Origin of the sequence: Virgibacillus sp. JSM 102003, assembly GCF_041949995.1 — a bacterium.
Classification (GTDB): domain Bacteria; phylum Bacillota; class Bacilli; order Bacillales; family Amphibacillaceae; genus Lentibacillus.
On the sequence record NZ_JBHFQH010000001.1, the window covers coordinates 26,198 to 51,316 of the forward strand.

At 36.6% G+C, this 25,119-nt stretch carries 28 protein-coding genes; 1 reads left to right on the plus strand and 27 read right to left on the minus strand.

All coding sequences use genetic code 11. From position 1 onward, the window contains the following. Positions 1 to 13: 13 nt before the first annotated feature. From ccsB to ACE1TG_RS00185, 9 genes are all read right to left on the minus strand, one after another. Positions 14 to 1,201, minus strand: coding sequence for a c-type cytochrome biogenesis protein CcsB (gene ccsB / locus ACE1TG_RS00145; protein ID WP_375050336.1), 1,188 nt, complete (start codon positions 1,199 to 1,201; stop codon positions 14 to 16). A gap of 30 nt (positions 1,202 to 1,231) precedes the next feature. After that, a complete protein-coding gene (gene resB, locus ACE1TG_RS00150; protein WP_375050337.1) occupies positions 1,232 to 2,869 on the minus strand; it encodes a cytochrome c biogenesis protein ResB in 1,638 nt (545 codons plus the stop codon). Positions 2,870 to 2,896: 27 nt separating this feature from the next. Continuing rightward, a complete protein-coding gene (gene resA, locus ACE1TG_RS00155) occupies positions 2,897 to 3,469 on the minus strand; it encodes a thiol-disulfide oxidoreductase ResA (RefSeq protein ID WP_375050338.1) in 573 nt (190 codons plus the stop codon). 101 nt (positions 3,470 to 3,570) lie between these two features. Continuing rightward, positions 3,571 to 4,302 (minus strand): pseudouridine synthase, encoded by a 732-nt coding sequence (locus ACE1TG_RS00160; protein ID WP_375050339.1) that lies wholly within the window; start codon positions 4,300 to 4,302, stop codon positions 3,571 to 3,573. Between the two features lie 286 nt (positions 4,303 to 4,588). Then, entirely contained in the window at positions 4,589 to 5,119 is a 531-nt protein-coding gene (locus ACE1TG_RS00165; RefSeq protein ID WP_375050340.1) for a spore maturation protein, read from the minus strand. 2 nt (positions 5,120 to 5,121) lie between these two features. Further along, positions 5,122 to 5,706: a nucleoside recognition domain-containing protein gene (locus ACE1TG_RS00170; protein WP_375050341.1), complete on the minus strand. Its 585-nt coding sequence runs from the start codon at positions 5,704 to 5,706 to the stop codon at positions 5,122 to 5,124. 2 nt (positions 5,707 to 5,708) lie between these two features. Beyond that, entirely contained in the window at positions 5,709 to 6,800 is a 1,092-nt protein-coding gene (locus ACE1TG_RS00175) for a D-alanyl-D-alanine carboxypeptidase family protein (protein WP_375050342.1), read from the minus strand. Between the two features lie 256 nt (positions 6,801 to 7,056). Next, a complete protein-coding gene (scpB, locus tag ACE1TG_RS00180; RefSeq protein ID WP_375050343.1) occupies positions 7,057 to 7,620 on the minus strand; it encodes an SMC-Scp complex subunit ScpB in 564 nt (187 codons plus the stop codon). A 2-nt stretch (positions 7,621 to 7,622) separates the two neighbouring features. Beyond that, complete coding sequence (locus ACE1TG_RS00185; protein ID WP_375050344.1) at positions 7,623 to 8,354, minus strand: segregation/condensation protein A; 732 nt, start codon at positions 8,352 to 8,354, stop codon at positions 7,623 to 7,625. Between the two features lie 168 nt (positions 8,355 to 8,522). Between ACE1TG_RS00185 and ACE1TG_RS00190 the strand changes: the two genes are divergently transcribed. Beyond that, positions 8,523 to 8,606 carry a YjcZ family sporulation protein gene (locus tag ACE1TG_RS00190; protein WP_099158412.1) on the plus strand — a complete coding sequence of 28 codons (84 nt, stop codon included), beginning with the start codon at positions 8,523 to 8,525 and terminating at the stop codon, positions 8,604 to 8,606. A 109-nt stretch (positions 8,607 to 8,715) separates the two neighbouring features. Here ACE1TG_RS00190 and ACE1TG_RS00195 read toward each other — a convergent pair whose 3' ends face one another. The 18 genes from ACE1TG_RS00195 to spoIIM form a co-directional block, all read right to left on the minus strand. Continuing rightward, complete coding sequence (locus ACE1TG_RS00195) at positions 8,716 to 9,084, minus strand: GNAT family N-acetyltransferase (RefSeq protein ID WP_375050345.1); 369 nt, start codon at positions 9,082 to 9,084, stop codon at positions 8,716 to 8,718. Between the two features lie 303 nt (positions 9,085 to 9,387). Continuing rightward, positions 9,388 to 9,837, minus strand: a complete 450-nt coding sequence (locus tag ACE1TG_RS00200; protein ID WP_375050346.1) for a site-2 protease family protein — start codon at positions 9,835 to 9,837, stop codon at positions 9,388 to 9,390. Between the two features lie 5 nt (positions 9,838 to 9,842). Beyond that, positions 9,843 to 10,283: a peptidylprolyl isomerase gene (locus ACE1TG_RS00205; RefSeq protein WP_375050347.1), complete on the minus strand. Its 441-nt coding sequence runs from the start codon at positions 10,281 to 10,283 to the stop codon at positions 9,843 to 9,845. 90 nt (positions 10,284 to 10,373) lie between these two features. Continuing rightward, a complete protein-coding gene (lysA, locus tag ACE1TG_RS00210; RefSeq protein ID WP_375050348.1) occupies positions 10,374 to 11,681 on the minus strand; it encodes a diaminopimelate decarboxylase in 1,308 nt (435 codons plus the stop codon). Positions 11,682 to 11,769: 88 nt separating this feature from the next. Further along, positions 11,770 to 13,260 carry a spore germination protein gene (locus tag ACE1TG_RS00215; protein ID WP_375050349.1) on the minus strand — a complete coding sequence of 497 codons (1,491 nt, stop codon included), beginning with the start codon at positions 13,258 to 13,260 and terminating at the stop codon, positions 11,770 to 11,772. 25 nt (positions 13,261 to 13,285) lie between these two features. Continuing rightward, a complete protein-coding gene (locus ACE1TG_RS00220) occupies positions 13,286 to 13,714 on the minus strand; it encodes a stage V sporulation protein AB (RefSeq protein ID WP_375050350.1) in 429 nt (142 codons plus the stop codon). Then, positions 13,692 to 14,309 carry a stage V sporulation protein AA gene (locus tag ACE1TG_RS00225; RefSeq protein WP_375050351.1) on the minus strand — a complete coding sequence of 206 codons (618 nt, stop codon included), beginning with the start codon at positions 14,307 to 14,309 and terminating at the stop codon, positions 13,692 to 13,694. Before ACE1TG_RS00225 ends, ACE1TG_RS00220 begins: the two co-directional genes overlap by 23 nt. 955 nt (positions 14,310 to 15,264) lie before the next feature. Beyond that, on the minus strand, positions 15,265 to 16,017 hold the full coding sequence (sigF, locus tag ACE1TG_RS00230) for an RNA polymerase sporulation sigma factor SigF (RefSeq protein WP_375050352.1): 753 nt from the start codon (positions 16,015 to 16,017) through the stop codon (positions 15,265 to 15,267). A gap of 8 nt (positions 16,018 to 16,025) precedes the next feature. Next, complete coding sequence (gene spoIIAB / locus ACE1TG_RS00235; RefSeq protein ID WP_375050353.1) at positions 16,026 to 16,466, minus strand: anti-sigma F factor; 441 nt, start codon at positions 16,464 to 16,466, stop codon at positions 16,026 to 16,028. Further along, a complete protein-coding gene (gene spoIIAA, locus ACE1TG_RS00240; RefSeq protein ID WP_375050354.1) occupies positions 16,463 to 16,816 on the minus strand; it encodes an anti-sigma F factor antagonist in 354 nt (117 codons plus the stop codon). Before spoIIAA ends, spoIIAB begins: the two co-directional genes overlap by 4 nt. A gap of 112 nt (positions 16,817 to 16,928) precedes the next feature. After that, positions 16,929 to 18,098 carry a D-alanyl-D-alanine carboxypeptidase family protein gene (locus ACE1TG_RS00245; protein WP_375050355.1) on the minus strand — a complete coding sequence of 390 codons (1,170 nt, stop codon included), beginning with the start codon at positions 18,096 to 18,098 and terminating at the stop codon, positions 16,929 to 16,931. Between the two features lie 849 nt (positions 18,099 to 18,947). Then, on the minus strand, positions 18,948 to 20,252 hold the full coding sequence (locus tag ACE1TG_RS00250; protein WP_375050727.1) for a pyrimidine-nucleoside phosphorylase: 1,305 nt from the start codon (positions 20,250 to 20,252) through the stop codon (positions 18,948 to 18,950). A 17-nt stretch (positions 20,253 to 20,269) separates the two neighbouring features. Next, complete coding sequence (locus ACE1TG_RS00255) at positions 20,270 to 21,091, minus strand: purine-nucleoside phosphorylase (RefSeq protein WP_375050356.1); 822 nt, start codon at positions 21,089 to 21,091, stop codon at positions 20,270 to 20,272. Between the two features lie 15 nt (positions 21,092 to 21,106). Then, positions 21,107 to 22,285, minus strand: coding sequence for a phosphopentomutase (gene deoB, locus ACE1TG_RS00260; protein WP_375050357.1), 1,179 nt, complete (start codon positions 22,283 to 22,285; stop codon positions 21,107 to 21,109). A 93-nt stretch (positions 22,286 to 22,378) separates the two neighbouring features. Further along, positions 22,379 to 23,272: a site-specific tyrosine recombinase XerD gene (gene xerD, locus ACE1TG_RS00265; RefSeq protein WP_375050358.1), complete on the minus strand. Its 894-nt coding sequence runs from the start codon at positions 23,270 to 23,272 to the stop codon at positions 22,379 to 22,381. A gap of 5 nt (positions 23,273 to 23,277) precedes the next feature. Next, the gene (locus ACE1TG_RS00270; RefSeq protein ID WP_375050359.1) at positions 23,278 to 23,484 is read right to left on the minus strand and encodes a DUF4227 family protein; all 207 of its coding nucleotides are present in this window, start codon (positions 23,482 to 23,484) and stop codon (positions 23,278 to 23,280) included. A gap of 388 nt (positions 23,485 to 23,872) precedes the next feature. Then, a complete protein-coding gene (gene fur, locus ACE1TG_RS00275) occupies positions 23,873 to 24,334 on the minus strand; it encodes a ferric iron uptake transcriptional regulator (protein WP_375050360.1) in 462 nt (153 codons plus the stop codon). Between the two features lie 110 nt (positions 24,335 to 24,444). Beyond that, on the minus strand, positions 24,445 to 25,086 hold the full coding sequence (gene spoIIM, locus ACE1TG_RS00280) for a stage II sporulation protein M (protein WP_375050361.1): 642 nt from the start codon (positions 25,084 to 25,086) through the stop codon (positions 24,445 to 24,447). Between the last annotated feature and the right edge of the window lie 33 nt (positions 25,087 to 25,119).

Here is a 25,119-nt window from a genome sequence, read left to right on the forward strand (position 1 = left end):
AGCTGCTAGTCCATTATGCATATGAATGAAGACCAGCTAAAATCAGATTAACAGCAAGCAGATTAAACATAATAATAGCGAATCCACCAACCGCTAGCCAAGCTGACTTTTCACCATGCCAGCCTCGGGATAATCGCAAGTGCAGAAATGCTGCATAAAAGAACCAGGTTACTAACGCCCATACTTCTTTTGGGTCCCATCCCCAAAAGCGATCCCAAGCGATTTGAGCCCATATAGATGCAAAGATTATTCCCCCAAGGGTGAACACAGGAAAACCAATTGCTACTGCGCGATAAGAAACTTCGTCCAATAGATCGGGTTTTGCTTTCTTGAGTAATGGTTGGATTGCTGCTCCAATTCGTTTACGTAAGACTAACCTGATTATTCCATATAAAATCAACCCAGTCATTACCGACCATATAATTGTATTAAATTTTCTGGCTGCATCAACACCATGCATCCACTCCGGTGCGTCAAATAATGCTTCCATCCTATTTCCGGTTATTAAAGTACCTTCATTGGGTCCAGCAATTGGTGGTAAATGATAATCTGTACTAACTGTACTATTATTTACTGTATATTCAAATTGAGCACTGTATCCAGAAACATTAAATATAACTGTAATTACACTAAAGCCAATAAAAACAACCAGAGAAAATAATACGATTTCTAACCACGTAGTACGCTTACTTCTCACTGATTGATCAACCTGCCTGATTAAGTAAATCAGCCCTGCTACAAAACTTATCGATAGAATTGCCTCTCCAAGAGACACAGTTGTAACATGAATATACAGCCAGTGACTCTGAAGCGACGGTACCAGAGGGGCAATCTCAGTTGGAAACATACTCGCATAGGCAATTATTATCATTGCTATCGGTAATGCAAACAACCCTAAGATATTAAGCTTGTATATAAAATAGATAATAATGAAAGCAAACACTAACCCCATACCGAAGAACGTCATGAATTCAAACAGATTACTTACGGGGGCATGAGCACTTGCTATCCATCTGGTTATAAAATAAACAACTTGTGCTAAAAAGCCGATAATGGTTATGGAAATTGCTATCTTTCCGGCTATTCCTTTATTCTTATCCGATCTTTTTTCTTTAATTGTTGCACCAAAGAAAAACGTAGCGATCAAATACAGGATGAAAGCTGTATATAGCATCGTACTACTAATACTTAAAAAGTCCATGTATATCCTCCTTGAATCTTATAATGTTTATTAATCATCCAGTTCCTGTTGATCGTCAACCATTTTTATATCTGTATCCTCAATTATTTTCTCGATATCCTTCTTCACACCAAACCAATTTTTGTTAGTGTGGGCAGCCAATAGAATTCCTTCCCCTTTAGGGTGTATCCAGATTCTGCGATGTTGCCAATACATTCCTTGTATTACCCCAAACATAAATATAAATGCACCTACTACAAATAATGGCAGTGTATAGTCACGTCTTACTGTTATTCCACTTACATCACGCATTTTGAAATCCTTTATCCCCAGTTTGTAGTCATTCTCTCCAGTTGCATCCACATTTTTCCCTATACCTACAAAGCTCATTTCCGGTTCGCTTCCATCAGGGGGATGTACAGAAAATACGTACGCTGGATTTCTTGGGTAATCTGTTTTCGATTTTGGCTCTCCATCATCCAAATAATAATCTGGATAATATTGATTAACAACAACTTTAAATCCACTATCTAATTCATACTCCGATTTTGGTGATGTTAAGTCTATTTTGAAACTACCAAGAGAACTCTCATCTGGATCATTTGTCTTATGAATTTTAAAAGACATACTGGAAAACTCATTCATTTGATAGCCAGCTTGATATAGTGTATAACCACCAAATTTAAGTGGGTGGTTCATACGTATTTCATCCTCAGCAACTTTCTCAAGTTTAGGGTCTTCTCCTGGTAAGGTTTCTCCTGATTCCTTATAAATAACTGCATTGGTTTGAAAGTTTTTAGGAACCATTCCTTCTTTTTTGATAGCCTTCTGAAAACGCTCATCATTTTCACCATAAGTCTCAAGGATAAAGTCTTTATTTTTTATGTAATATTCACCTTTGGTTCCTGGGATTACAGTTTGTTCTCCTTCTCTTACCCAAACATACTCGTCAAGATACATAAATGGAGTAAAACGCAGTAATGCTGCGATCAGAATAATAATCAGTCCAATATGGTTTACATAAGGACCCCAACGTGAGAATCGACCTTTTTCTGCTAAGATATGTCCATTTTCTTCCGTAACCTTATAACGATTTTTTTTCAAATGGGACACGACAGTATTTTTTTCATCTGAAGTAACTTGTTCTGTTTTACTATATAATCGCTGTCTGCTCAGGAATGAAGCATGACGTTTTGCCTTTTGTATCTTTAATGCTTTATATAGCGGCACGAACCTGTCAATACTGCAAATTACCAGAGATATTCCAATTAAGGCAATAAGCAACATATACCACCATGAGCCATACAAGTTATGAAATCCCAACTGATAATAAATTTGTCCAAGTATTCCATATCGGTCTTCATAAAACACAGCTGGATCTCTTGAAGCGGCATCTGCAGGTATATACATTTCTTGCGGATATATAGTTCCCATTGCTGAAGCAATAAGAGCTAGAACAATTAGCCATACACCAATCTTTACAGAAGAAAAGAAATTCCATATTTTATCAACAATTGACTTGTTATATGTTTGCGACCTGCGCGCACTACCATCATACCGCATATTTAACAGTTTCTTTTTATCATTTCCATCAATATGCTGGTTTCCTTCTATCGGCTTGCCACAAGCCTCACACAGAACGGTACCCTCTGGGTTAACATGCCCGCACTCACATTTAATATTTGTCATTCATATCCCTCACAATAGCTGCATTCTTTATTTAGGTTGAATTTCTTTTAAGTGATCTTCAAGTTTTTCTAAAGTTAACGCACCTTCAACCACTTCAACAATTTCCCCTTGAGGATTTATGAAGAAAGTACTCGGTATTGGACCAACGTTATATAGATTCATTACCTCATTATTAGTATCATGCGGAATAGGAAATGTTAAGTTATACTTATCAATAAAGCGGTCTACGACAAATTCAGTAGCATCCAAACTTACTGCAACTATTTCAATTCCTTTGTCTTTATATTTAGGGTATAACTTTTCCATATATGGCATTTCTGCTTCACAAGGTTCACACCAGGTTCCCCAGAAGTTAAGCATGACACCTTTACCTTCTAAATCACTTAATTGAATTGTTTCCAGCTCGTTGTTTTCATTTATTTGCTGAAGCTTAAAATCCGGTGCTTCATTACCTGCATCAACATTTGATTTATCTTTGCTTAAATTAGAAACCAATGCATATATAACGGCGACAAGTAAGATTGCTAATACAATAGTTCGAAAAACCATCCTTCTTTGTTTTTTCCGTTTTTTATTAGCCTTTATCTGTTCGGTGCTCATATCAGTTCACTCCCCACGCCATTATATCATGTATACATAGTAGTAAATTTGACTATTATTCAACAATTTTTCATATATCAATCAGCTGCAGACTGACATCATTAGTTTTCCGCTAATTGTCGCATTTTTTTAACCTCATGAGGAGTTAACGGGCGATAATTTCCCGGTTGCATACCATCCAACGTTAGCAGACCATACTTCTCTCGCTTTAACTTGGATACAGGATAACCTAAGCCATCCATCATACGTCTAATATGCCTGTTTTTACCTTCATGCAGTGTCAGTTCCAATATCATTGTTCCTTTTTTCCTGTCTGCTTCGAGTATGTTGTACCCAACAGCTTTTAGTATATCATTATCAACCTTAACACCTTTTTTTAACCTGTTAAGTTCACTTTTACTAGGAATGCCTTTAATCTTAGCAACATATACTTTATCTACACCATGTTTCGGATGCATGAGCAAGTTAGCGAAGTCACCATCATTTGTTAATAATAATATTCCAGACGAATCATAATCGAGTCTTCCTATTGGATAAATACGCTCAGAAACTTCTCCTAGAAAATCCGTAACGACTTTTCTTCCCTTGTCATCATTTATACTGGAAATAACCCCTCTTGGTTTATAGAACATATAATATACTGGTTCTTCTTTTTCCAAAAGCACACCGTTTACTTCGATATCATCACTCGGGGTTACCTTGGTTCCTAGCTCTATAACTAGTTTGTTATTAACCTTTACTTTACCTTCAACAATTAATTTCTCAGCTTTTCTTCTTGAAGTTACGCCACTTTGTGCAATAACTTTCTGTAATCGTTCGAACGAATTTGTCATTGAATCACCATTTTCATTAATTTTAATTAAAGACTCTTTTCGTAGCTTTTGTTACTTTTAATCTTCGCAGTAGTTATAAAATGCGGATTAACTATGGAAGTTCCTAACGACGCAGTTGGAATACACTCGCGCACCTAGGGTCATCACGATGTTCCGATGCACAGGATTTGTCGTACTTAGTCTGCCTCGTTCCCAAAGGACGCTCACTAGGGGGCTCTTAGGAAGGTTTAACCTTCTTTATGCCATAATAATAGCGTTAACTATATGTTAACGCTACTTTCGAGATTTAGCCAAATATTAATGTTACGACTATTACAGATGCTATTATACCAATTAAATCAGCTAATAGTCCAACCTTGAGTGCATAGCCCATTTTCCTGATTCCGACTGCACCAAAATATATAGTTAATACATAAAGGGTTGTATCTGTACTGCCCTGCATCGTAGAAGCCAATCTGCCAATAAATGAATCAGGGCCGTGTGTACTTATCAATTCTGTAGTCATTCCTAAAGCTGCTGTTCCGGAAATTGGTCTGACTAATGCTAGCGGAACTATTTCTGGAGGTACTCCGATCATTACTAGCAATGGTGATATTAAATTAATAAAGGCTTCCAATGCTCCAGAACTACGCAAAATAGATATTGCCACGATCATTCCTACTAAAAAAGGAAGTAAAGAAAATGCCATTTTGACACCATCTTTTCCCCCTTCTACAAACATTTCATATGTTGGGACACGTTTCCACGTTGCTGCAGAAAGTACAATTAGAATGAAACATGGAATTAGCCAAGTGCTGATTGAAGTAATAACCCCCATACTTACTTCCTCCTGAGACTACTATAGTAAAATAACCGATCAATTATTAACGCGCTTAATGAAGAAATTAATGTTGCTATAATTGTTGTACCAACAATCTCAGTTGGCGAGATAGATTCATATTGCATCCTTATAGCGATTACTGTTGTTGGAATGATTGTTAAGCTTGAGGTGTTTATTGCCAGAAAAGTAATCATTGATCTGGATGCCGTGTCTGTCCCGCTTAATTCCTTCATTTGTTCCATTGCTTTAATTCCCATTGGAGTTGCTGCATTACCCAACCCAAATATATTAGCTGTAAAATTAGATAAAATATAACCCATTGCGGGATGATCCTTGGGTATGTCCGGGAATAATTTAACGACTAATGGTCTAAACATTTTAGTAAGGACTCGTAATATACCTGCTTTTTCAGCAACTTTCATAATACCCAGCCAAAATACTAATATACTAATTAATCCTATCGATAAGGTTACTGCTTCATCCGCACTTTCGAATAATGCCTTATTTACTTCCTCCATGGTGCCATTGAACATAGCATAGACAATTCCGATTATCGCCATAAATGCCCATATAAAATTGACCATAGTTAATTAATCCCAATTATTCGCTGATATACTGAGACAATTTCTGCAAGAAAATTCTCCTTTTGTCTCTTTTCTGAATAGATTGGTGCTTCCAAAACTGGTACTGATTTTATATAATAGATCGTTTTACCGATAATCTCTTTTGCACTAGTTGACGCATTATTTAAAATAAATGTCTTACTCTTTATTTTTTTTTGTTCACTTTGGTTAAGGGGTAATTTAATATCGTCGTGTAAATATCCGCGTACAGTGGTATCAGGTTTAGCAATATTATAGTTTACCTTTCCTTGAGTACCAATCGTCGTCATATTATAATTCTTATAACCCCATTCATACATTCCGATATGATCACGCCAATCATCTGGGGCATCCAACGTGACAGCTATTAAACGCATTTCATTTTTTTCTGCAGCTGTTGCTAGTGTCCTTCCAGCTAACTTTGTATAACCAGTCTTCCCTCCAATACAATATTCATAAAATTGGGTTAGCAGCTTATTTTTATTCTGCCATGTATACGCACTATCAGGTTTATATGTTTTGGATTTTGTTACTTGGCGAAACTGTTCATTTTCCATAGCGTAGCGCATAAGCAATGCCATATCATATGCAGTAGAATAGTGGTTTTCAGAGTCAAGTCCATGCGGATTATCAAAAGAAGTATTCGTCATTCCAAGCCACCGTGCTTTCTGATTCATTAAATGAGTAAAACCTTCCATGCTGCCACCTACATGTTCACTAATTGCCACCGCTGCATCGTTACCAGAGCGAAGCATAAGTCCATAAACAAGATCCTTCAATTTAATTTTTTCACCTTGCTCTAAATAGATGGAGGACCCAATTGTATATACAGCCCGTTTACTAACGGTTACTGTTTCATTTAATTTACCGGATTCAATTGCAATGATAGCCGTCATTATCTTCGTTATACTTGCTATCGGTTGTTTATCGTGAGCCTTTTTTTCAAGTAACACCCGGCCGGATGATTGTTCCATCAAAACAGCATTATTTGCCGAAACACTGGGTTCTGCTCGTCCGACTGTTGGGCTAAATAAAACAACAGATAGTAAACAAAGTGATATGACTATATAGCGCATAGTAGGTTTTCCTCCCGCTGATAATTTATCTATATAGTTTATGCTTGGCATGTATAGATATGATTTAAAATTAGAAACTTGGGAGCTTGTAATTTATTTATATTTTTTTACATGTAAAAGTCCCTGCGCAATATACGCAAGGACTAAAATAATATAATTTAAGAATTATTATTGCTTTGATCCAATTGATCTTAGGAATTATTTACTTGGTATCTCCAAGCCTTAGTTACACTTATGAGTAGGTATTTATACTTTGTTAGCTGCCAAAAAATAAATCTGCTTCTTGATCCATATCTTCTTCATCCATATTTTCCGGTAATGGTGGTAACTCTTCCAGTGAAGTCAGGCCAAAGTAAGTTAAAAAATCCTTACTCGTAGCAAAGAGGATTGGTCGACCGGCTCCTTCTCTTCTTCCAACTTCCTCGATAAGAGACCTTGCAATTAACGTTTGCACAGGTCTGTCGCTTTTCACCCCTCTTACTTCTTCAATCTCAGTTCTAGTTATTGGTTGCTGGTATGCTATTATAGCAAGTGTTTCCAACGCAGCTTGTGACATCCTGGTGGTCTGTGGTGTTTCGAGAAGTTTTTTAAAATAAACACTATGCTCTGGTTTCGTAGTTAGGTGAAATACTTGATTTGACTGCATAATCATAATTCCGCGGTCTGTATTTTCATAGTCATATCTCAGTTCATCAAGCAGATGTTCAACAGTTTTATCTGTAATATCCAGTATTCGCGATAGCTGTTTGACTGTAATTCCTTCATCCCCACTTGCGAACAAGAGCCCTTCTGCAACAGCTTTTAAATCATTGATTTCCAATTTCAATCCTCCATATAAAAAACATATAATGACTCAAAATGCTTTTCCTGTCTACATTGTATTTCATTTCCTTTCATCAACTCCAGTACAGCAATAAATGTTGCTACAATATGTGCACGTGATGGATAATCAAATAATTGATCAAAAGCTATCCCCTCTTTTGACCGTTTGACAAGCTCTAATACTTCGGTCATTTTCTGTTCAATAGGAATTTCCCCACGAGTTACTTTTGTTTCAAGTGGCTTATTCCAATTCTTTCGTTCAAACATTTTCCCTAAAGCATTTAGCATATCATATATTGATGTATCACCTTTTACTACCTGTTGACTGGAATCGATATGGTCGAATACTGCCGGAGGTCTTGTGAAAATCTGGTTTGCATCTATTTCTTTTTCCTTAAGCTTTTCAGCAGCATCTTTATATTTTCGGTATTCAATTAAACGATGCATCAGCTCCTCGCGCGGGTCTTCCATATAATCGTCTTCTTCTTCAACCTCTTGTTTAGGTAACAGCATTTGACTTTTTAATGCCAATAATGTCGCCGCCATAACAAGGTATTCACTCGCCACATTCAGTTCAAGACTTTGCATGGTATGTATATATTGCATATACTGCTCCGTAATCTGAGCAACCGGAATATCATATATATCAATTTCGTATTGATTGATTAAGTGCAGCAATAAATCAAGCGGACCCTCAAAAGTATCCAATTTAACTTGATATGACTGATTCATACCCCTCCCCCTTCCAATTAGGCAACTTTATTAGCAGGAAATTAAAAATTTAGCCTTTTTATCGTATTCGCCTATACACTATAGCTATGGTTAACATAAGTTATTAACGTAAGATAAATGTTACCAAAAAAACATTTATTCGTTAAGTGGAAAAGGAGGAATATAATTATGGGTGGTAATTATGGCGGAGGATTCGCGCTAATCGTAGTACTGTTCATTCTTCTAATTATCGTTGGTGCTGCTTGGATGTAGAAGTAATGTGATTTAGTTCTGCAGTATCTTTATTTGTTGCAAGCTATTTAACATTTATCACTTTAACCAAAAACCAGCTCTGGATCGACAGAGCTGGTTTTTGACTTGGTTAGTTATCATTCTCTTGTTCAGAATCACTACATTTATTATAGAATTGCTGAGTCATATCATCCGGACAAACCGCGTATTTATTTTTATACATATTGTTTATTTCATCAACCATTTTTTTGCCAATCCCTGAATTTCGATGTGATGGATTAACAGAAATATGCTGCACTACTGCGTTAATATCATCTTCCACCCTTATACCGATTGCACCTAATATATCTTCTTCTTTCCAAAGGAAAAGATGCCAATCAGGGTTTGATTCATATTCTTTTATTGTTTGCTGCAATTTTTTTACATCTTTTTCTTCTGGCATGAAAGATAATAAGCCCATTGCAATCTTTTCCAGATTTTTTTTATATCGAATTAACATAGATACCCCTCACTATGAATATAACTTACCAACTTTGGAGAGTAAAAGTACAAATCTTGCAATAGTATTACTTATCGGAGATTGTATACTTATTTATGCCTCATATTCGAGTAATTGTCAAATTACTTTTTCAAAATACAAAGACAATCCAGTAAATGAAGCCCCATACTATACTAAGTGTTAATAGAATCATTAACAATATCCAATTTTTTTTGCGTTGGCTCAATTTGATTCATCCTCTATCAGCATTACCATATTTACAGAAAAACATACTGCTACTGAATAACCTGCTAATGGCTGAAATTATTTCTGTGTGAGTGCCTTAACAATCGTGTATCCATCTGATTGTTTCTCTTTGAACCGAAAAGGAACAAGGTTTATAATACCTATCCATAAATTAAATAATAAAAGTAATAATAGATAATTAGAAGGATATGCTGTATAAATAATGTACAACAAAAATGCAACGAATCCATTAGTTAATGGTCCACAAAGAGCTATCCATATTAGTTCATATGGTTTGTACATATTCTTTCTTTCGCTTGAAGCCAATCCACCCAAAAAGAAAATCGCACGTATCGTAATTTGTACTTTACTAATAAAAAAAGTTCTTACTATTGTTCCGCTCCCTATTGTCAACCTCATCCGATCAGCATTCAGTGATTTAGCCCCTATAATATGACCTGCTTCATGCAGCACAGTACTGATCGGGGCTACTACAAATAATAGATGGAGCAGTAAAGAAATACTCATAGTACTTATTCTTCTGCAGAGACTTTCATTTCTTTCATAACATCACCGTTTTGCATTGCTTTAGCATGTTCAATACCAGATGTAACTTGACCAAAAACAGTGTGAACACCATTTAGGTGCGGCTGTGGCGCATGTACGATGAAAAATTGTGAGCTTCCTGTATCTTTTCCGGCATGTGCCATTGACAATGATCCTTCAACATGTTTGTGAGGATTACCTTCTGTTTCGCATTTAATTGTATAACCTGCAGATCCTGTTCCATTTCCTTTAGGACAACCACCCTGACTGACAAAACCATCAATTACACGGTGGAATGTTAAACCATCATAGAAATTACTATTAGCTAGTTTTTCAAAATTCGCTACTGTATTTGGCGCTTCATTCGGATATAATTCAAATTCAATTTTATTACCATTTTCCATTATTATATAACCTGTTTTACTCATATCTTCATCCCCTTTTAAATTGTCCCATTTCTAAAATTCTTATCTATCATACCATGTTATCCAATCTATTAAAAGTAAGTAAATCCATTGTTATTCGTAAGATAAATCGTTTTTTACAACATCTTCAAAGGTTTCTCTTTTAACTACTAATTTATCATGACCATTTTCCACAAAAACAACTGCCGCATTAGGAAATCGATTATAATGACTTGCCATAGAGTACCCATAGGCCCCCGTTGAAAATACTGCTAAAATATCATTACTGCCGACATTTGGTACTGGTAGGTCCCATATGAGCATATCACCTGACTCACAACATTTTCCTGCAACCGATACTAAATCAGAAACTGGTAGTGTGGCCTTATTAGCCAATACAGCCTCGTACTTCGCCTGATAAAGCGCTGGACGCAGATTATCGGTCATTCCACCATCAACTGAAACATAATTGCGTACTCCCGGAATCTCTTTTTTTGAACCTATCGTGTACAATGTCAAGCCTGCATTTCCAGCGATAGCACGCCCTGGTTCAACCCAAATTTCCGGTATTTTCATGTCAAACATAACAGCATGTTCTTTAACTTTAGCCACTAGTTCTTTAACAACCAATGAATAGGGTAAAGGTGTATCATCCTCTGTATACCGGATGCCAAATCCTCCACCAAGATTTAATACATCTGGAGTATAGCCATGCAATTTATTCCATTCACCTAATTTTTCAAACAACATTGTAGTGGCCAATTTAAATCCATCTGCTTCAAATATTTGAGACCCAATATGACAATGAAGTCCCTTAAAATGAATATTTTCATGACTATAAAGCTGATAAAACGCCTTATCAGCCTGTCCATCATGCAAATTGAAACCAAACTTCGAATCTTCGTTCCCTGTCATTATATATTGATGTGTTTTCGATTCGATACCTGGTGTAACTCGTATTAAAACATCAATAGTTTTGTTATATTTTTTGAGAAGTTTACTTAGTAACTCTATTTCAAAAAAGTTATCAATAACAATACAGCCGATATCATGTTCAATTGCCATCGAAAGTTCTTCAACACTTTTATTGTTTCCGTGCATATGAATTTTATCGGAAGGAAAATCTGCTTGCAGTGCTGTATACAACTCTCCCTGGGAAACAACATCCAAGCTAAGCCCCTCTTGTTTTATAACCTGCAGCATCGCTGTGGATGAAAAAGCTTTACTTGCATATGCAACTTGTGCATTTACTCCTAGGTCTTTAAAAGTATCTACAAAAGATCGGCAATTTTCACGGATAATCGAAACGTCATAAACATATAGTGGAGTGCCATATTTATTTGCTAAGTCAATTGAATCCACTCCACCTATTTCCAAGTGACCAATGCCATTTACTTCAAATGGATGATTATCTAATATCATATTCATATCCTCCGTCCAACCTTAAATAATAAAAACACTTTATCACATGAAAGCCAAAAACTAAAGAGGAAAGGACGCCTGAGATTTCCTAATGGCGACCTTTCTTATTAATAGGCTGGCGATAATTATTTCGTGGATGAACAATGCTTGGACGCTCATTCGCTAAAGGAACAGGAACACGCAAAATTATTTGAGTCATGGCATTTGGATTAAACGGAAACAGTGGCCAAAAATAAGGTGTGCGAAGCGATTTTAATTGAATTAAATATAATATATAAACCGTAAATCCAATTGTAAAACCAAGTGCACCAAATATCCCTGTAATAATAACCAACAAAAATCGAAAAAGTTTATTTGCAACTCCTAATTCGTAACTCGGAGTAACATACGTGCCGATTGCACTTACTGCAACATACAGGATCACTTCAGGACCAAACATTCCTACATCAATAGCAATCTGACCAATTAAAACCGCCGCAATCAGCCCCATGGCTGTTGATAAAGGTGCTGGAGTATGGATTGCGGCCATACGCAGGAACTCTAAACCTAGATCAGCAAGAATAAGTTGTATAACTACAGGTATTGTTCCATCCTGCTCCGGCCCAATAAATGCAAGCTCTTTTGGCAGAAGAGTTGGTTCCATTACAAGTAATAGCCAAAAGGGAAGTAGAAATATAGAAATAAAAATAGCCAAAAGTCGTATCCATCTAATGAAGGTTCCTATAGATGGTGCCTGGCGATATTCTTCAGCATGCTGGACATGATGAAAAAATGTTGTCGGCAAAATTATCACACTTGGAGATGTATCAACAATCAGTAAAACGTGTCCCTCCAATAAATGACTTGCGGCAACATCTGGTCTTTCCGTATATCTGACTAATGGATATGGGTTCCATTTTCGTGACACGATAAACTCCTCAATTGTTTTATCAGCCATCGCTATACCGTCTACTTCGATTGATTTGATTTTTTCTTTCACCAATTTAATAAGTCCTTTATCCGCTACATCATTCAGGTAGCAAACACAAAGATCTGTTTTGGATCGTTCACCAACTTTCATCATCTCGTAGCGCAATCTTGCATCACGTATTCTTCGACGGGTCAGTGCAGTATTTTCGATAATATTTTCTGTGTAACCATCTCTGGAACCTCTTACTACCTGTTCTGTATCAGGTTCCTTGGGTGAACGCCCAGGGTAGTTACGAACATCAATTATAAAGGCGTACCTTTCACCATCTACAAAAATGATGATAAGACCTGACAACAGCTGATCAACAGCTTCATCCATTGTCTTACTTTTATCAACCTGCTGATGGACTAATCGGTTTTCTATAATTTCTGGAACTTTTTTCAGATTACTTTCCTTATCATTGATATCAACAAGCTTTTTTATAATTTCCAAAACTATAGAAGTGTCACACAATCCAGTTAAATAATAAATTTGAATCTTCTTTTTTAAAATAATTATTTCACGAAAACCCAGGTCAAATGATGTTCCTATACCGATTCTGTCCTTCATGTATGCTTCAGTTTTGTCAATCTTTGGGGAGACAGGACTTTTTGTTTTTTCTTGTTCCATACCAATACACTCCACTCTTAAAAAACTATCGAACAAATATTGTCCATTGGAAAATAGATCCTGCAATTTTGCCAAATACGATGGCCATTAATAACCATAATAATTTGTCATCTATCCGCAATCGTTTAGATATTATAGGAAAGACGTTTAATACTTCTGTTAATGCTGCCGCAAGCATTCCGTTGAAGATGCCGTGAAAACAACCCCACAGTATCAGAATAACGACTGGCTGATCCCAAGTCACATCAGCAAACGACATATATGTTCCAAACAATGATCCAATTATTACGCTAGCAATATACACTTGAATCATACTTTCTGTTCGACTCAATTGGATTAATCTAGGAATAATACCAAGTACTGTTAAAAAGGCAACAAAACCACCACCAACTGCCAGACCACTTGCTAAACCAATTGCTACTTCGAGAATATTAATGATAAGGTTTTGTATCATTTAACTTATTTTCATAATAACTGACATATTGATCAAGATTTTGCTGGTAGTTAAATATCTCTACTTCAAGTGGACTTGGCTCTTCATTGAAGCGCTTGGTAAACCAGTGATTAAAAAATAACAGCATTCCTATTCCCAACCCCAATGAATATGGGATTTGAATCCACAATGGGTATTTTTTCTCCTCGCCGGTTAATAAAAAATGTAGCTTCTGTTGAACTTCCTGCATGCTGACATCATAGTGAAAGTTCATAATAGTCATTCCAGTACCAATAAACAGCAGTAACCAAACAATAGCCACGATTACTATATTTGGATTTTTTTTATGTTTCTTAATCCTGATAATGCTTTGAGGTGGTCCGACAAGTTGAAATTCCAAATTTCCATAGAGATCCCCTAGGTGATCAATTACTAAGAAGCTGTCGATTATGACGATGTTCCGATCCTTCTTAGTAATTCGATATATAGTTGTCTTTTCCAAATTCCTTTTTAACTGAGAGGGAGCTGAAATATATGCAATGTCCTTAAGTGTTAACTCTTTTAAATATGTTAATTCCACATTTTTTTTCATACGCAAATATACTATTTCTGACATGTGGATTTCATCCTCTTCGTCGTGGTATATAAAATAGTATTTGCTAAAAGTTATTGAATTATCATAAGAAATAATTGGTTTAGCTAGCGACCTTAGTTTTGGGGCATAAATTAGAAATCACATAATAATTAACATACAATTCGCCCTAATTGGTGAGGAACCCATTTTCAACGGGATGAGGATTCGCTTCGATGTTTGGCGATCCTCGTTCCGTTATTTCCTTGGCAGTAAGAAAGTATAAATACTTTCTTACAGCATAAGTGCAACTAAGGCTTGGTGATAAGCCAAGTTTTCTAAAAAACACTTGTTTTTAGCTTGGGTCCGAATCCTCTTCAATTGTTCGGCGGATCCTCGTTCCGTTATTTGTTATAAAACCCGCATTTGGAGCATGGTTCCGATCCTCATTCCGCTATTTGTCATTTTTGCCTCAAATTCTGCTGATATTTTGCTATTAGCGGAACGAGGATCCGTCTCACCCTTCCGAGAGCACCTTTTCTGCTATTTAGCGGAATGAGGATTCACTTCTGCTGTTTATCGCTCTTCATTTCGAGTGGCTATACTTCATTATTGTATAATCTTACCTGTTTAATACAAACAAACCATAACCTCCTAAATCAGAAGGTAAAAATAAAAACACCCATTTGGTAGATGAGCATCTTCCTTTTTGGTAATTTCCACTTTTTCAGTTGCCTTTTCACTGTCCCTCCACTCCGTGTATTTCTTTCGCTGAATTTTGCTCACTATATTTTAGACCCTTTAAACCAGAATCTGGAGTCCGCGAGATTCCTGCAGGAAATAGCAACATCCGAGGGGCCCGCAGAATGCTAAAGTATTACCTAAGGTGCGCGCAGTATATTATCAATAAATAGACCGCCAAAAAAAGAATCATCACAAAGTTTGTGATGATTCTTACCTTGAGCATAAATACGTTTTAAGCAACAATCAGCTAAGTTTGCTAATTCATATTTACTTTCATTTCACGCAGGATTTTCTTCTCGAGCCTTGAGACCTGCACCTGTGAGATACCAAGCCTTTCAGCCACTTCAGACTGTGTTTTGTCTTTATAATACCGTAAATACACAATTAATCGTTCACGTTCATTTAACCCTCGTATTGCTTCTTGTAATGTAAGTTTATCAAACCATTTTGTATCCTGATCGGCTATTTGATCTAATAATGTTATTGGGTCACCGTCATTCTCAAAAACAGTTTCATGTATTGAGTGTGGTGACTTTGCCGCTTCCTCTGCATGAACAACTTCTTCCGATGTTATATCTAATGCTTCCGCAATTTCCAATACAGATGGTGATCTCCCAAAATCTTTTGTTAATTCATCTCGTTTCTTTCGTATCTTGTTTCCAATTTCTTTGAGTGAACGACTAACTTTTACACTTCCATCGTCCCTAATAAATCGCTGTATTTCCCCAATTATCATTGGAACGGCATACGTGGAAAACCGAACATCGTAAGTTAAGTCAAACTTGTCTATCGACTTTATTAATCCAATACTGCCTATCTGGAACAAATCATCTGGGTCATACCCTCGATTAATAAAGCGCTGAACAACCGACCATACTAGTCTCATATTTTTCTCAACAAGGGTGTCTCGTGCATCTTTGTCACCCTGTTGACTTTTATGAATTAGTTCTTTCACCTGTTCATCCGTGAGTGACTCTTTACGTTTTTGATGTTTAACATTAACATCCATAGGCATCCCTATTTACAAACCGTATTACTGAAAGTTAATTGTTTTGTCATATGGACGGTTGTCCCCTGTTCAGGGGTTGATTTAACTTCTACAGAATCCATAAAGTTTTCGATGATCGTAAAACCCATTCCAGATCTTTCTAACTCGGGTTTTGATGTATATAGTGGCAGTCTTGCCTCATCCACGTCCCCAATCCCAATACCATCATCTTTAATTGTTAAATTCACTTCACCATCCTGAAGAATGCAGGATATCGACACAAGATGGTCTGGTTCATTGTTATACCCATGGATAATGGCATTTGTCACTGCTTCAGAAACAACTGTTTTGATTTCCGTTAATTCATCCATCGTTGGATCTAACTGCGCAACAAATGATCCAACGGCTACTCTCGCGAACGATTCGTTTTCACTGACACTTGAAAATTCCACATACATTTCATTATTCATGAAGCCACCCCCAACGTAAATAACGCATGTTCTTCGTTCTCCTCTAACCGGACAATTTTAAATAAACCGGACATTTCAAACAGGCGTTTTACCGGTGCAGAAACTGAACAGACTACCATCTCTCCACCTACCTGCAATACTTCTTTATACCTGCCTAACACCACGCCTAATCCCGAACTATCCATGAACGAAACAGACTCCAGATTTAACACAACATGTTGTATGGAGTTTGTATACATCATTTCCTTCCAGTTATTTCTTAATGCTTCTGCTTCGTGATGATCCAATTCGCCCGACATTCGTACAATCAGTACATCTTGTTTAACTTCAAACATAGTAGATAGACCCATTACGTTTCCTCCTTACATTCTCTTTGTAAGTTATTTTTTCGCTATAAAGAGGGTCAATTCCTGCTATATGACAAAAGAAGAAGCATTTCGACTAAATCAGAAAAATCTTTTATTATTTCACCATATTTTGCATTGTCCGTTTAAATAATGTTAAATATGATGCAGTATTAACATCATGATCCACGATTAATGGTGATTTTGATACTACTTTATTATTGTTTTTCACTACCAATTGACCAACTTGGCTCCCTTTTTTAATCGGCAAATCAAGATTAGTCTTTAATTTCACTGATGCTTTAATTTTTCCATCAGATTCACCTTTCTTATGGATGGTACTTATCGACTCAGAAGCAACCACATTAATATCCTTCTCTTCTGCCTTCAATAACTGCAGTGTTGTGATGGTTTGACCTTTTTGATATAAATTAGTTGTCTCAAAATGGTTAAACGCATAATCTAACATTTGTGAAACTGTCGCATTTCTTTCTTTTGTTGTATCAGCTCCCATTACGACCGCAATGACTCGCATATCATTTTTCTCCGCTGTAGCTGTAAGACAATATTTTGCTTCATTCGTATAGCCTGTTTTTAGTCCGTCAACTCCAGGATAAAATTTCACCAATTTATTTGTATTTACTAGCCAGAATTCATTATCTTGGCCTTTTCTTAAGTAATCTTCATATTTGGAAGTATACTCTGTTATAGTTTCGTATTTTAATAATTCTTTTGCCATGATTGCCATATCATACACGGTACTGTAATGATTCTTAGCAGGTAAACCTGTTGTATTTTGAAAGAGCGTATTTTTCAAACCTAATTTTTTTGCTTTTTCATTCATTTTCTTAACAAATGCTTCCTCACTGCCTGATATTCTTTCCGCTAGTGCGACACTCGCATCGTTTCCAGATGCTATTGCAACACCTTTTAATAAGTCATTTACACTCATTTCCTCACCGGCTTCCAAAAATATCTGGGAGCCTCCCATTGATGCTGCACGTTCACTGACACGAATTATTTCATCTTTTTCAATCTTACCGGTATCGAGTGCTTCCATTATTAATAACAAAGTCATAACTTTTGTCATACTAGCCGGTGGTAATTTTTCGTGAGCATTTTTATCATATAACATTTTCCCTGTATCACGTTCGATTAAAATTGCTGATTTGGCATCAGGAGCAAGGTTTAATTCACTATCCGAACCGTTCTCTTCACCATAAATGGTACCAGTTGTTACTAGTAAAATTGAAAATATAATACTAGTCATCAAAACAAACTTTTTCATCGCTTTACCTCCAACATTCAATATAATTATAGGCTTGCCAATATCTGCCTAATTTATACTTCAAAAATTTGATACTTCCGGTATGAATATTATAGTAAAAGCTGGAACATCATTTTGAATAATATTAGAAAACCTGGTATCCGTTAAAGGAGTTCTAACGAGTACATTATCCTTTAAAGTGTAAGCCATTATGGTGAATATAACAGTTCGTTTTTTATTTAACTGGTTAAAAAAAAGCATTAAATTGCTCCTGCAAATTTAATGCTCTTCTTAGTTTTACTATTTATATTCCTCATCTAAACACAAACGTTATCTATTCTCTTGCTATAATTGTTTGCTAAAAGTTTGTCGCAATAGATATATAATGCGAACTAACTTTTTCGTAATTTCCTTGCATTCTTTATAAGATAAGTGCTAATCAACGCTGCGGAAAAATACTCGCTTTCCATGGGGAACGCTTCAGCCTCCTCACGAGCAAAAAGCGCTCGTTGCGGGGTCTTCAGACTGTTCCGTTTCCATAGGAGTCTCGCATTTTTTCGCAGCTTAGAATAACTCAACGAAACGTTAATTCTAAGGGACTATAACTACTCAATAATTAGGAAATCTCTATCAGTGTAGGCAGAATACGTAGACTCCTATGGGAACAGCACGTTCCGAAGACCCCATAAGAAGCGTTTTTTGCTTCTGAGGAGGCTGAGGTCGTGCCCATGGAAAGCGAAGTATTCTGCCGAAACGAATGTAAGCACTCAACCATCATTAGAACAAAAGAAAATTTTCACTAATTCGCATTTTATATCAACTACGCTGTGATTTCATTAAAGCAATAATTTTTTAGAAAAAAAGTTCCTATTACTTTGTTATTGTATCGTATATGAGAGGCTGTGGTTCGACTACCGCCTCTCTGATTGTAATACTTTCATAAAGTTTTTCTTGTACATCATTGACATCCGCTTGATTCGCATGAATCGTCAGTAACGATTCACCCTCTTTTACAGGATCTCCAATTTTTTTATGAAGTACGATTCCTACCGCAAGATCAATCTCAGAATCCTTTGTTGCTCTTCCTGCACCAAGCATCATTGCCGCAGTTCCAATGTCATCGGCAATCATCTCAGAAACATAACCAGATGTTTTCGCTGGAAGTTCAACCTGATTAGTAGCCTGTGGCAGAGATTCAGGATGAACAGCTACACTGGAATCGCCGCCCTGAGACTCAAGAAATGTTTTAAATTGTTCAAGCGCTTTCCCATTATTAAGATTTTCGATCAAACGATCTCTCGCATCATCGAGAGATTCAGCTTTACCAGCTAGTAAAACCATCTGGCTGCCAAGAGTTAAGCATAACTCAGTTAAATCTTTCGGTCCATTGCCTTGAAGCGTATCAATTGCTTCTTTTACTTCTAAAGCATTTCCAATTGCATTTCCCAACGGTTGACTCATATCAGAGATTACTGCCATTGTATTTCGGCCAACACGGTTTCCAATTGACACCATAGCACTGGCAAGGTTCTTAGCTTCGTCTAATTCTTTCATAAATGCCCCGGCACCAGTTTTTACGTCCAGCACAATTGCATCTGCGCCAGAAGCAATCTTTTTGCTCATGATGGAGCTTGCAATTAAAGGAATTGAATTAACCGTTGCTGTTACATCACGCAGACTATATAGCTTTTTATCAGCTGGTGTCAGGTTGCCTGTTTGTCCAATGACTGAGACCTTATTTTTATTGACAAGGTTAACAAATTCCTCACTTGTAATTTCTACATGAAATCCAGGGACAGCTTCAAGCTTATCAATAGTTCCACCTGTATGTCCCAAACCTCGACCACTCATTTTAGCTACTGGTACTCCGAGCGATGCCACCAAAGGAGCTAAAATTAACGTTGTCGTATCTCCAACACCACCAGTCGAATGTTTATCTACTTTTATACCCGAAATAGCGGAAAGATCAATTTGATCACCTGAATTTACCATTGCTGTCGTTAATTGAGCCCGTTCTTCTGCAGTCATATCTTGGAAATATACTGCCATTAACAACGCACTAACCTGATAGTCCGGAATTTCTCCATTTGTATAGCCATCGATAAAAAATTGAATTTCATCATTTGTAAGTATTTCTCCATCACGCTTCTTTTCAATGATGTCATACATTCTCATATTAATCACCTTTATAATTAGTTTGGTAGTGTGCGAACAATCTCCTTAATAAACTGCAAAAAGTCTTCACGCACTTTTTCTGTTGTTTCTATTACTTCATTATGCGTTAATGGCTGATCTAGAATTCCAGCAGCCATATTGGAAATACACGAAATACCTAATACGCGTAATCCCGCATGTCCGGCAACGATAACTTCCGGTACAGTCGACATTCCAACAGCATCTCCACCAAGTGTCCGTAACATGTTAATCTCTGCAGGCGTTTCATAGGTCGGGCCGGTATTACCCACATATACACCGTTCTGAACAGATAAATTCAGTTTTTCTGCACAATCCTTAGCATGCTGCATATACGTTTTATCATATACTTGCGACATATCCGGAAAACGTTCACCTAATTCGTCATTATTTGGACCAATTAACGGGTTATCTCCCATGTTATTAATATGGTCGTTTATTATCATTAGGTCACCTGGGTTATATGCTGTATTAATACCTCCTGCTGCGTTCGTTACAATAATCGAATCTATCCCTAGTTCCTTCATTACTCGAACAGGAAAGGTAACTTGTTGCATAGAATAACCTTCATAATAATGAAAGCGCCCTTGCATTGCGATTACTTGCTTACCTTCTAGCATTCCAACTACTAGTTGACCTTTATGTCCAGATACTGTTGATTCAGGAAAATGTGGTATCTCCTTGTATGAAAATGTTATAGGACTTTCAATTTTGTCTGCTAGAACCCCCAGGCCAGACCCTAGAATTAGCCCGATTTGAGGTGTTTCGGTTAGTTTTTCTTTAATGAATGCTGCAGCTTCATTAATTACAGTTTGGTTCATAGAATATCTCCCCTTCTATTTAATATAATTTAAAAAGCTTTTTCCATGCTTAGGCATTTTTATATTAAAGTTATCAGCAATTGTTGCACCAATATCAGCAAACGTTTCTCTGATAGGTAAACGTTCTCCTTCATCAATATTTTTATGATGGATGAGTAAAGGTACAAATTCCCTTGTATGGTCAGTTCCATGGTGTATAGGATCATTTCCATGATCTGCAGTAATAATTAACAGATCGTCTTCCTTAAGCTGATTTAATACCTCAGGTAATCTTGCGTCATATACCTCCAACGCTTTTCCATACCCTTCTGGATCACGACGATGACCATATTTGGCATCAAAATCAACTAAATTCAAGAAACTAATACCATTAAAATCTTTTGCCATTGAATCAACCAGTTTAGTCATTCCATCTTCATTATCAGCTGTTCGAATTGCTTCTGTAACCCCTTCTCCATCATATATATCAGAGATTTTCCCTAAGGCAATTACATCATAATTTGCATCTTTTAATTCGTTCATTACGGTACGCCCAAACGGCTTTAATGCATAATCATGGCGATTTGACGTTCGCTGGAAAGCACCAGGTTCGCCGACAAAAGGACGTGCAATAACACGACCGACCATATACTTTTCATCTAATGTCAATTCTCGGGCAATTTCACAAATTTCATATTGTTCTTCAATAGGAATGATTTCCTCATGAGCTGCGATTTGCAGAACTGAATCTGCTGATGTATATACAATCAATGCCCCTGTACTCATGTGCTCAGATCCTAACTCATCCAGGATGGCAGTACCAGAGGCGGGCTTATTCCCTATTACCTTTCGTCCGGTTTTTTCCTCTAGGTCAGCAATCAATTCTGGTGGAAAACCATCTGGAAATGTCCGGAATGGCTGCTGGATGTTTAACCCCATAATCTCCCAATGTCCAGTCATTGTGTCCTTTCCATTAGAAGCCTCTTGCATTTTGGTGTAATACGCGCGAGAAGATGCATTTTTTTCGATCCCTTTAATTTCCCGAATATTACTGAGACCTAAATTCGCCATGTTAGGCATCTTGAGGCCATCCATATGTTCAGCAATATGCCCTAGTGTATCTGCACCTATATCATTAAATTCTTTTGCATCAGGGGCTTCGCCAATACCCACAGAATCCATGACAATTAAAAATACTCGTTTAAAATTTTGCATGATAATTACCTCCTGTAACTATGTTTCCTACTTTCTCGTATAATATGTTGCCTTCAACTTGTTGTAGGATGTCTGACAACTATAGACAAAAAATTATGCACGTGGATGATATGACTGATAAATATCTTTTAATCTAGCTTTTGTAACATGAGTATAGACTTGAGTTGTTGATATATCCTCATGCCCCAGCATCTCCTGTACAGCTCGTAAATCTGCTCCGTTTTCCAGTAAATGCGTGGCAAATGAGTGACGCAGTGTATGTGGTGTAATTTTCTTCTTTATACCAGCTTCTAGCGCGACACCTTTTAAAATTTTCCAAAAGCCCTGGCGTGATAGCGGTCTACCATGTTGATTAACAAAAAGAGTATTATCATCATTTTTGCGTTTAGTCAGACTCCCTCTTGCGTGCTGTAAATAGTCATTCACAGCGTCTTTTGCAATTTCACCAAGAGGAACTATTCTTTCTTTTGACCCTTTTCCAAGACACCGGACAAACCCCATTGTTAAATGAAGATCACTAACTTTTAATGATATCAGTTCTGTTACCCGCAACCCTGTCGCATATAACAATTCCAGCATTGCTTTATTCCTAATCTTTAATGATGAGCTTCCTTGTATCCTTAATAATGCTTCTACATCCTGTGTTGATAATACATCAGGAAGCTTTCTCTCTTTTTTCGGTGTTTCAATATGTATGCTTGGATCTTGAATCACCAGCTGTTCCCGAATTAAAAATTGGTGAAGTGAACGAATAGATGCAATTGTACGTGCAATAGTTGCAGCCGACTTACCATCATCTTTTAGCTTATATAAAAAACCTATAATATCTGTACGTCCAATGTCGTCCCATTGTGTTTTTTGAAGTACTTTTTCAATATATAGAATATATTGCTTCAAGTCTCTTTTATACGATTTTAACGTATTGTCAGATAACCCTCTTTCCACCTGCAAATAGTGAACGAAATCTTCAAAACCAGACTTGAGCATAGTCATTACTCCCCTAATCGAAAAAATAAGTTTAACCGATCAATGAAATCTTCATTAAGATTAAAAACTTTAACAGAATCCCCCTCAGGCGGATCGTACCGGTGATTTTGTTCATACTCGTCATGCATTACTCTTAATCCAACGTAAAATAGAAACGTACAAGCTATGAAGATCACAAAAACTTTTATTGTATCCCATATCACATGTTTCATCTGGCATGTCCCCTCTAATAAAGTATCTACTATTAGAAGATATGCCAAAAATGGATCACATTATACATACATCTATGAAACTAGGGCTATTATAATACATTCCCACATAAAAGTAACCTATTTCCGTATATTTGTAAATTAATATTGAATATTATTTCAAAAGAACAAAAGCGTAAGCGATTCGATGTTGACTTATCGTAGACACAGGGAAGGAAGTCCACTAGGCGCTGCCCGTTGAGAACGTCACGTCCTGTGGCGTCACCGGCACTAGTATGTCCTGTACGTCGGAGCTGGACGTCGCTGATTCTGATGTCCAATTATCCTCAGCACTTATTTCTTATACAAAAATAAAAGCCTTTTCGCATAAGAAAAAGGCTTCCCGTTACTATTATGATGTTTTAGATTGAACTGCGGTATTCTGACATTGCTTACATACCCCATGAAAAGTTAAACGATGGTCTTTCACCTGAAAGCCCCAATCATTTTCAACTATCTTCTCGACATCTCCAAGTAAGTCATTCACTATTTCCTCAACCGAACCGCATTCTATACAAACCAAATGATGATGGAAATGTTCTGCACCTTCTTTACGCAGGTCATAACGTGAAACACCGTCACCAAAGTTTATTTTATCAACAACTTTTAATTCTGATAATAATTCCAATGTACGATAAACAGTAGCCAAACCAATTTCAGGTGCTTTCTCTTTTACTAGTAAATAAACATCTTCAGCACTCAAATGATCTTCTTCGCGCTCTAATAAAACCCTAACAGTTGCCTCTCGTTGTGGAGTTAGCTTATAACTTTGTGCATGGAGCTGTTTTTTAATTCGCTCTATACGATGTTCCATGGCAAGTCCCCTCCCTAATATCCCCATCTTTATTATAGGCACACTTGTAAAGCGTGTCAAAGTATAATTATTATAAACTGTAATCAATAATAATTATTATATAACATTAACTATTGGTTATAAAAGGATTTAATTATTACCTCCATTGCTTCATTTGCAACAAATGCCTCTAATGCCGACGCAACTACTGATGCGGCCAATAATAAAGTGAAAAACATTACATACTTTCCAAATGGCTGCAGAACAGGCTGGGATATTTTTCGTGAAAAAAGCTTACCTAAGAGCGTTATTGAAAAAATCATCGAAAGACTGCCAGCTATTATATATATTGGTATAATTATAATATTTTGCGGAGCAATTGATAGAGAAGCTAATAGCAGGCCCTTCATTCCAATTTGATTTACAATAAAACCAACTGAAAACCCGACTACAAGACCTTTTAAAAATAACAACACCCACACGATTGGCAAACCGATAACGGATAATCCCAAAATAAACAATAAAAACAGGTATTTAGCATGATAAAAGAAACTACTTTTAAGTATTTCAATGTTTTCTATTTGTTGGTTATCAGCAATTTCACCAAAAAAGCGCTCTAGATAAAAGAATAAATCCTCTTTTTGAGCCCAATTCATGCTATTTACAATGATCGCACCAAAAATAACTCCTGTTAAAAATAGTATAATCATAAAAATATAGATTGTCGCATGTTCTTTTACATGATTTACTGCTAGAGTTCGTTTATTATACATTGGAATCCTCCATTGCTCGTAATTTTCTCTCTA

Excerpts from the sequence above, each read along its gene's own strand:
- fur (WP_375050360.1), bottom strand. The coding sequence starts at position 24,334 with ATGGAACATCGTATAGAGCGAATTAAAAAACAGCTCCATGCACAAAGT.
- ACE1TG_RS00250 (WP_375050727.1), bottom strand. The coding sequence starts at position 20,252 with ATGAGAATGTATGACATCATTGAAAAGAAGCGTGATGGAGAAATACTT.
- ACE1TG_RS00220 (WP_375050350.1), bottom strand. The coding sequence starts at position 13,714 with ATGATACAAAACCTTATCATTAATATTCTCGAAGTAGCAATTGGTTTA.
- spoIIAB (WP_375050353.1), bottom strand. The coding sequence starts at position 16,466 with ATGAATAATGAAATGTATGTGGAATTTTCAAGTGTCAGTGAAAACGAA.
- spoIIAA (WP_375050354.1), bottom strand. The coding sequence starts at position 16,816 with ATGGGTCTATCTACTATGTTTGAAGTTAAACAAGATGTACTGATTGTA.
- resA (WP_375050338.1), bottom strand. The coding sequence starts at position 3,469 with ATGAGCACCGAACAGATAAAGGCTAATAAAAAACGGAAAAAACAAAGA.
- ACE1TG_RS00245 (WP_375050355.1), bottom strand. The coding sequence starts at position 18,098 with ATGAAAAAGTTTGTTTTGATGACTAGTATTATATTTTCAATTTTACTA.
- ACE1TG_RS00185 (WP_375050344.1), bottom strand. The coding sequence starts at position 8,354 with ATGAATCAGTCATATCAAGTTAAATTGGATACTTTTGAGGGTCCGCTT.
- ccsB (WP_375050336.1), bottom strand. The coding sequence starts at position 1,201 with ATGGACTTTTTAAGTATTAGTAGTACGATGCTATATACAGCTTTCATC.
- ACE1TG_RS00175 (WP_375050342.1), bottom strand. The coding sequence starts at position 6,800 with ATGCGCTATATAGTCATATCACTTTGTTTACTATCTGTTGTTTTATTT.
- resB (WP_375050337.1), bottom strand. The coding sequence starts at position 2,869 with ATGACAAATATTAAATGTGAGTGCGGGCATGTTAACCCAGAGGGTACC.
- ACE1TG_RS00160 (WP_375050339.1), bottom strand. The coding sequence starts at position 4,302 with ATGACAAATTCGTTCGAACGATTACAGAAAGTTATTGCACAAAGTGGC.
- xerD (WP_375050358.1), bottom strand. The coding sequence starts at position 23,272 with ATGCTCAAGTCTGGTTTTGAAGATTTCGTTCACTATTTGCAGGTGGAA.
- deoB (WP_375050357.1), bottom strand. The coding sequence starts at position 22,285 with ATGCAAAATTTTAAACGAGTATTTTTAATTGTCATGGATTCTGTGGGT.
- ACE1TG_RS00200 (WP_375050346.1), bottom strand. The coding sequence starts at position 9,837 with ATGAGTATTTCTTTACTGCTCCATCTATTATTTGTAGTAGCCCCGATC.
- ACE1TG_RS00165 (WP_375050340.1), bottom strand. The coding sequence starts at position 5,119 with ATGGGGGTTATTACTTCAATCAGCACTTGGCTAATTCCATGTTTCATT.
- ACE1TG_RS00215 (WP_375050349.1), bottom strand. The coding sequence starts at position 13,260 with ATGGAACAAGAAAAAACAAAAAGTCCTGTCTCCCCAAAGATTGACAAA.
- ACE1TG_RS00170 (WP_375050341.1), bottom strand. The coding sequence starts at position 5,706 with ATGGTCAATTTTATATGGGCATTTATGGCGATAATCGGAATTGTCTAT.
- ACE1TG_RS00190 (WP_099158412.1), top strand. The coding sequence starts at position 8,523 with ATGGGTGGTAATTATGGCGGAGGATTCGCGCTAATCGTAGTACTGTTC.
- ACE1TG_RS00225 (WP_375050351.1), bottom strand. The coding sequence starts at position 14,309 with ATGTCAGAAATAGTATATTTGCGTATGAAAAAAAATGTGGAATTAACA.
- ACE1TG_RS00195 (WP_375050345.1), bottom strand. The coding sequence starts at position 9,084 with ATGTTAATTCGATATAAAAAAAATCTGGAAAAGATTGCAATGGGCTTA.
- spoIIM (WP_375050361.1), bottom strand. The coding sequence starts at position 25,086 with ATGTATAATAAACGAACTCTAGCAGTAAATCATGTAAAAGAACATGCG.
- ACE1TG_RS00205 (WP_375050347.1), bottom strand. The coding sequence starts at position 10,283 with ATGAGTAAAACAGGTTATATAATAATGGAAAATGGTAATAAAATTGAA.
- sigF (WP_375050352.1), bottom strand. The coding sequence starts at position 16,017 with ATGGATGTTAATGTTAAACATCAAAAACGTAAAGAGTCACTCACGGAT.
- ACE1TG_RS00255 (WP_375050356.1), bottom strand. The coding sequence starts at position 21,091 with ATGAACCAAACTGTAATTAATGAAGCTGCAGCATTCATTAAAGAAAAA.
- lysA (WP_375050348.1), bottom strand. The coding sequence starts at position 11,681 with ATGATATTAGATAATCATCCATTTGAAGTAAATGGCATTGGTCACTTG.
- ACE1TG_RS00270 (WP_375050359.1), bottom strand. The coding sequence starts at position 23,484 with ATGAAACATGTGATATGGGATACAATAAAAGTTTTTGTGATCTTCATA.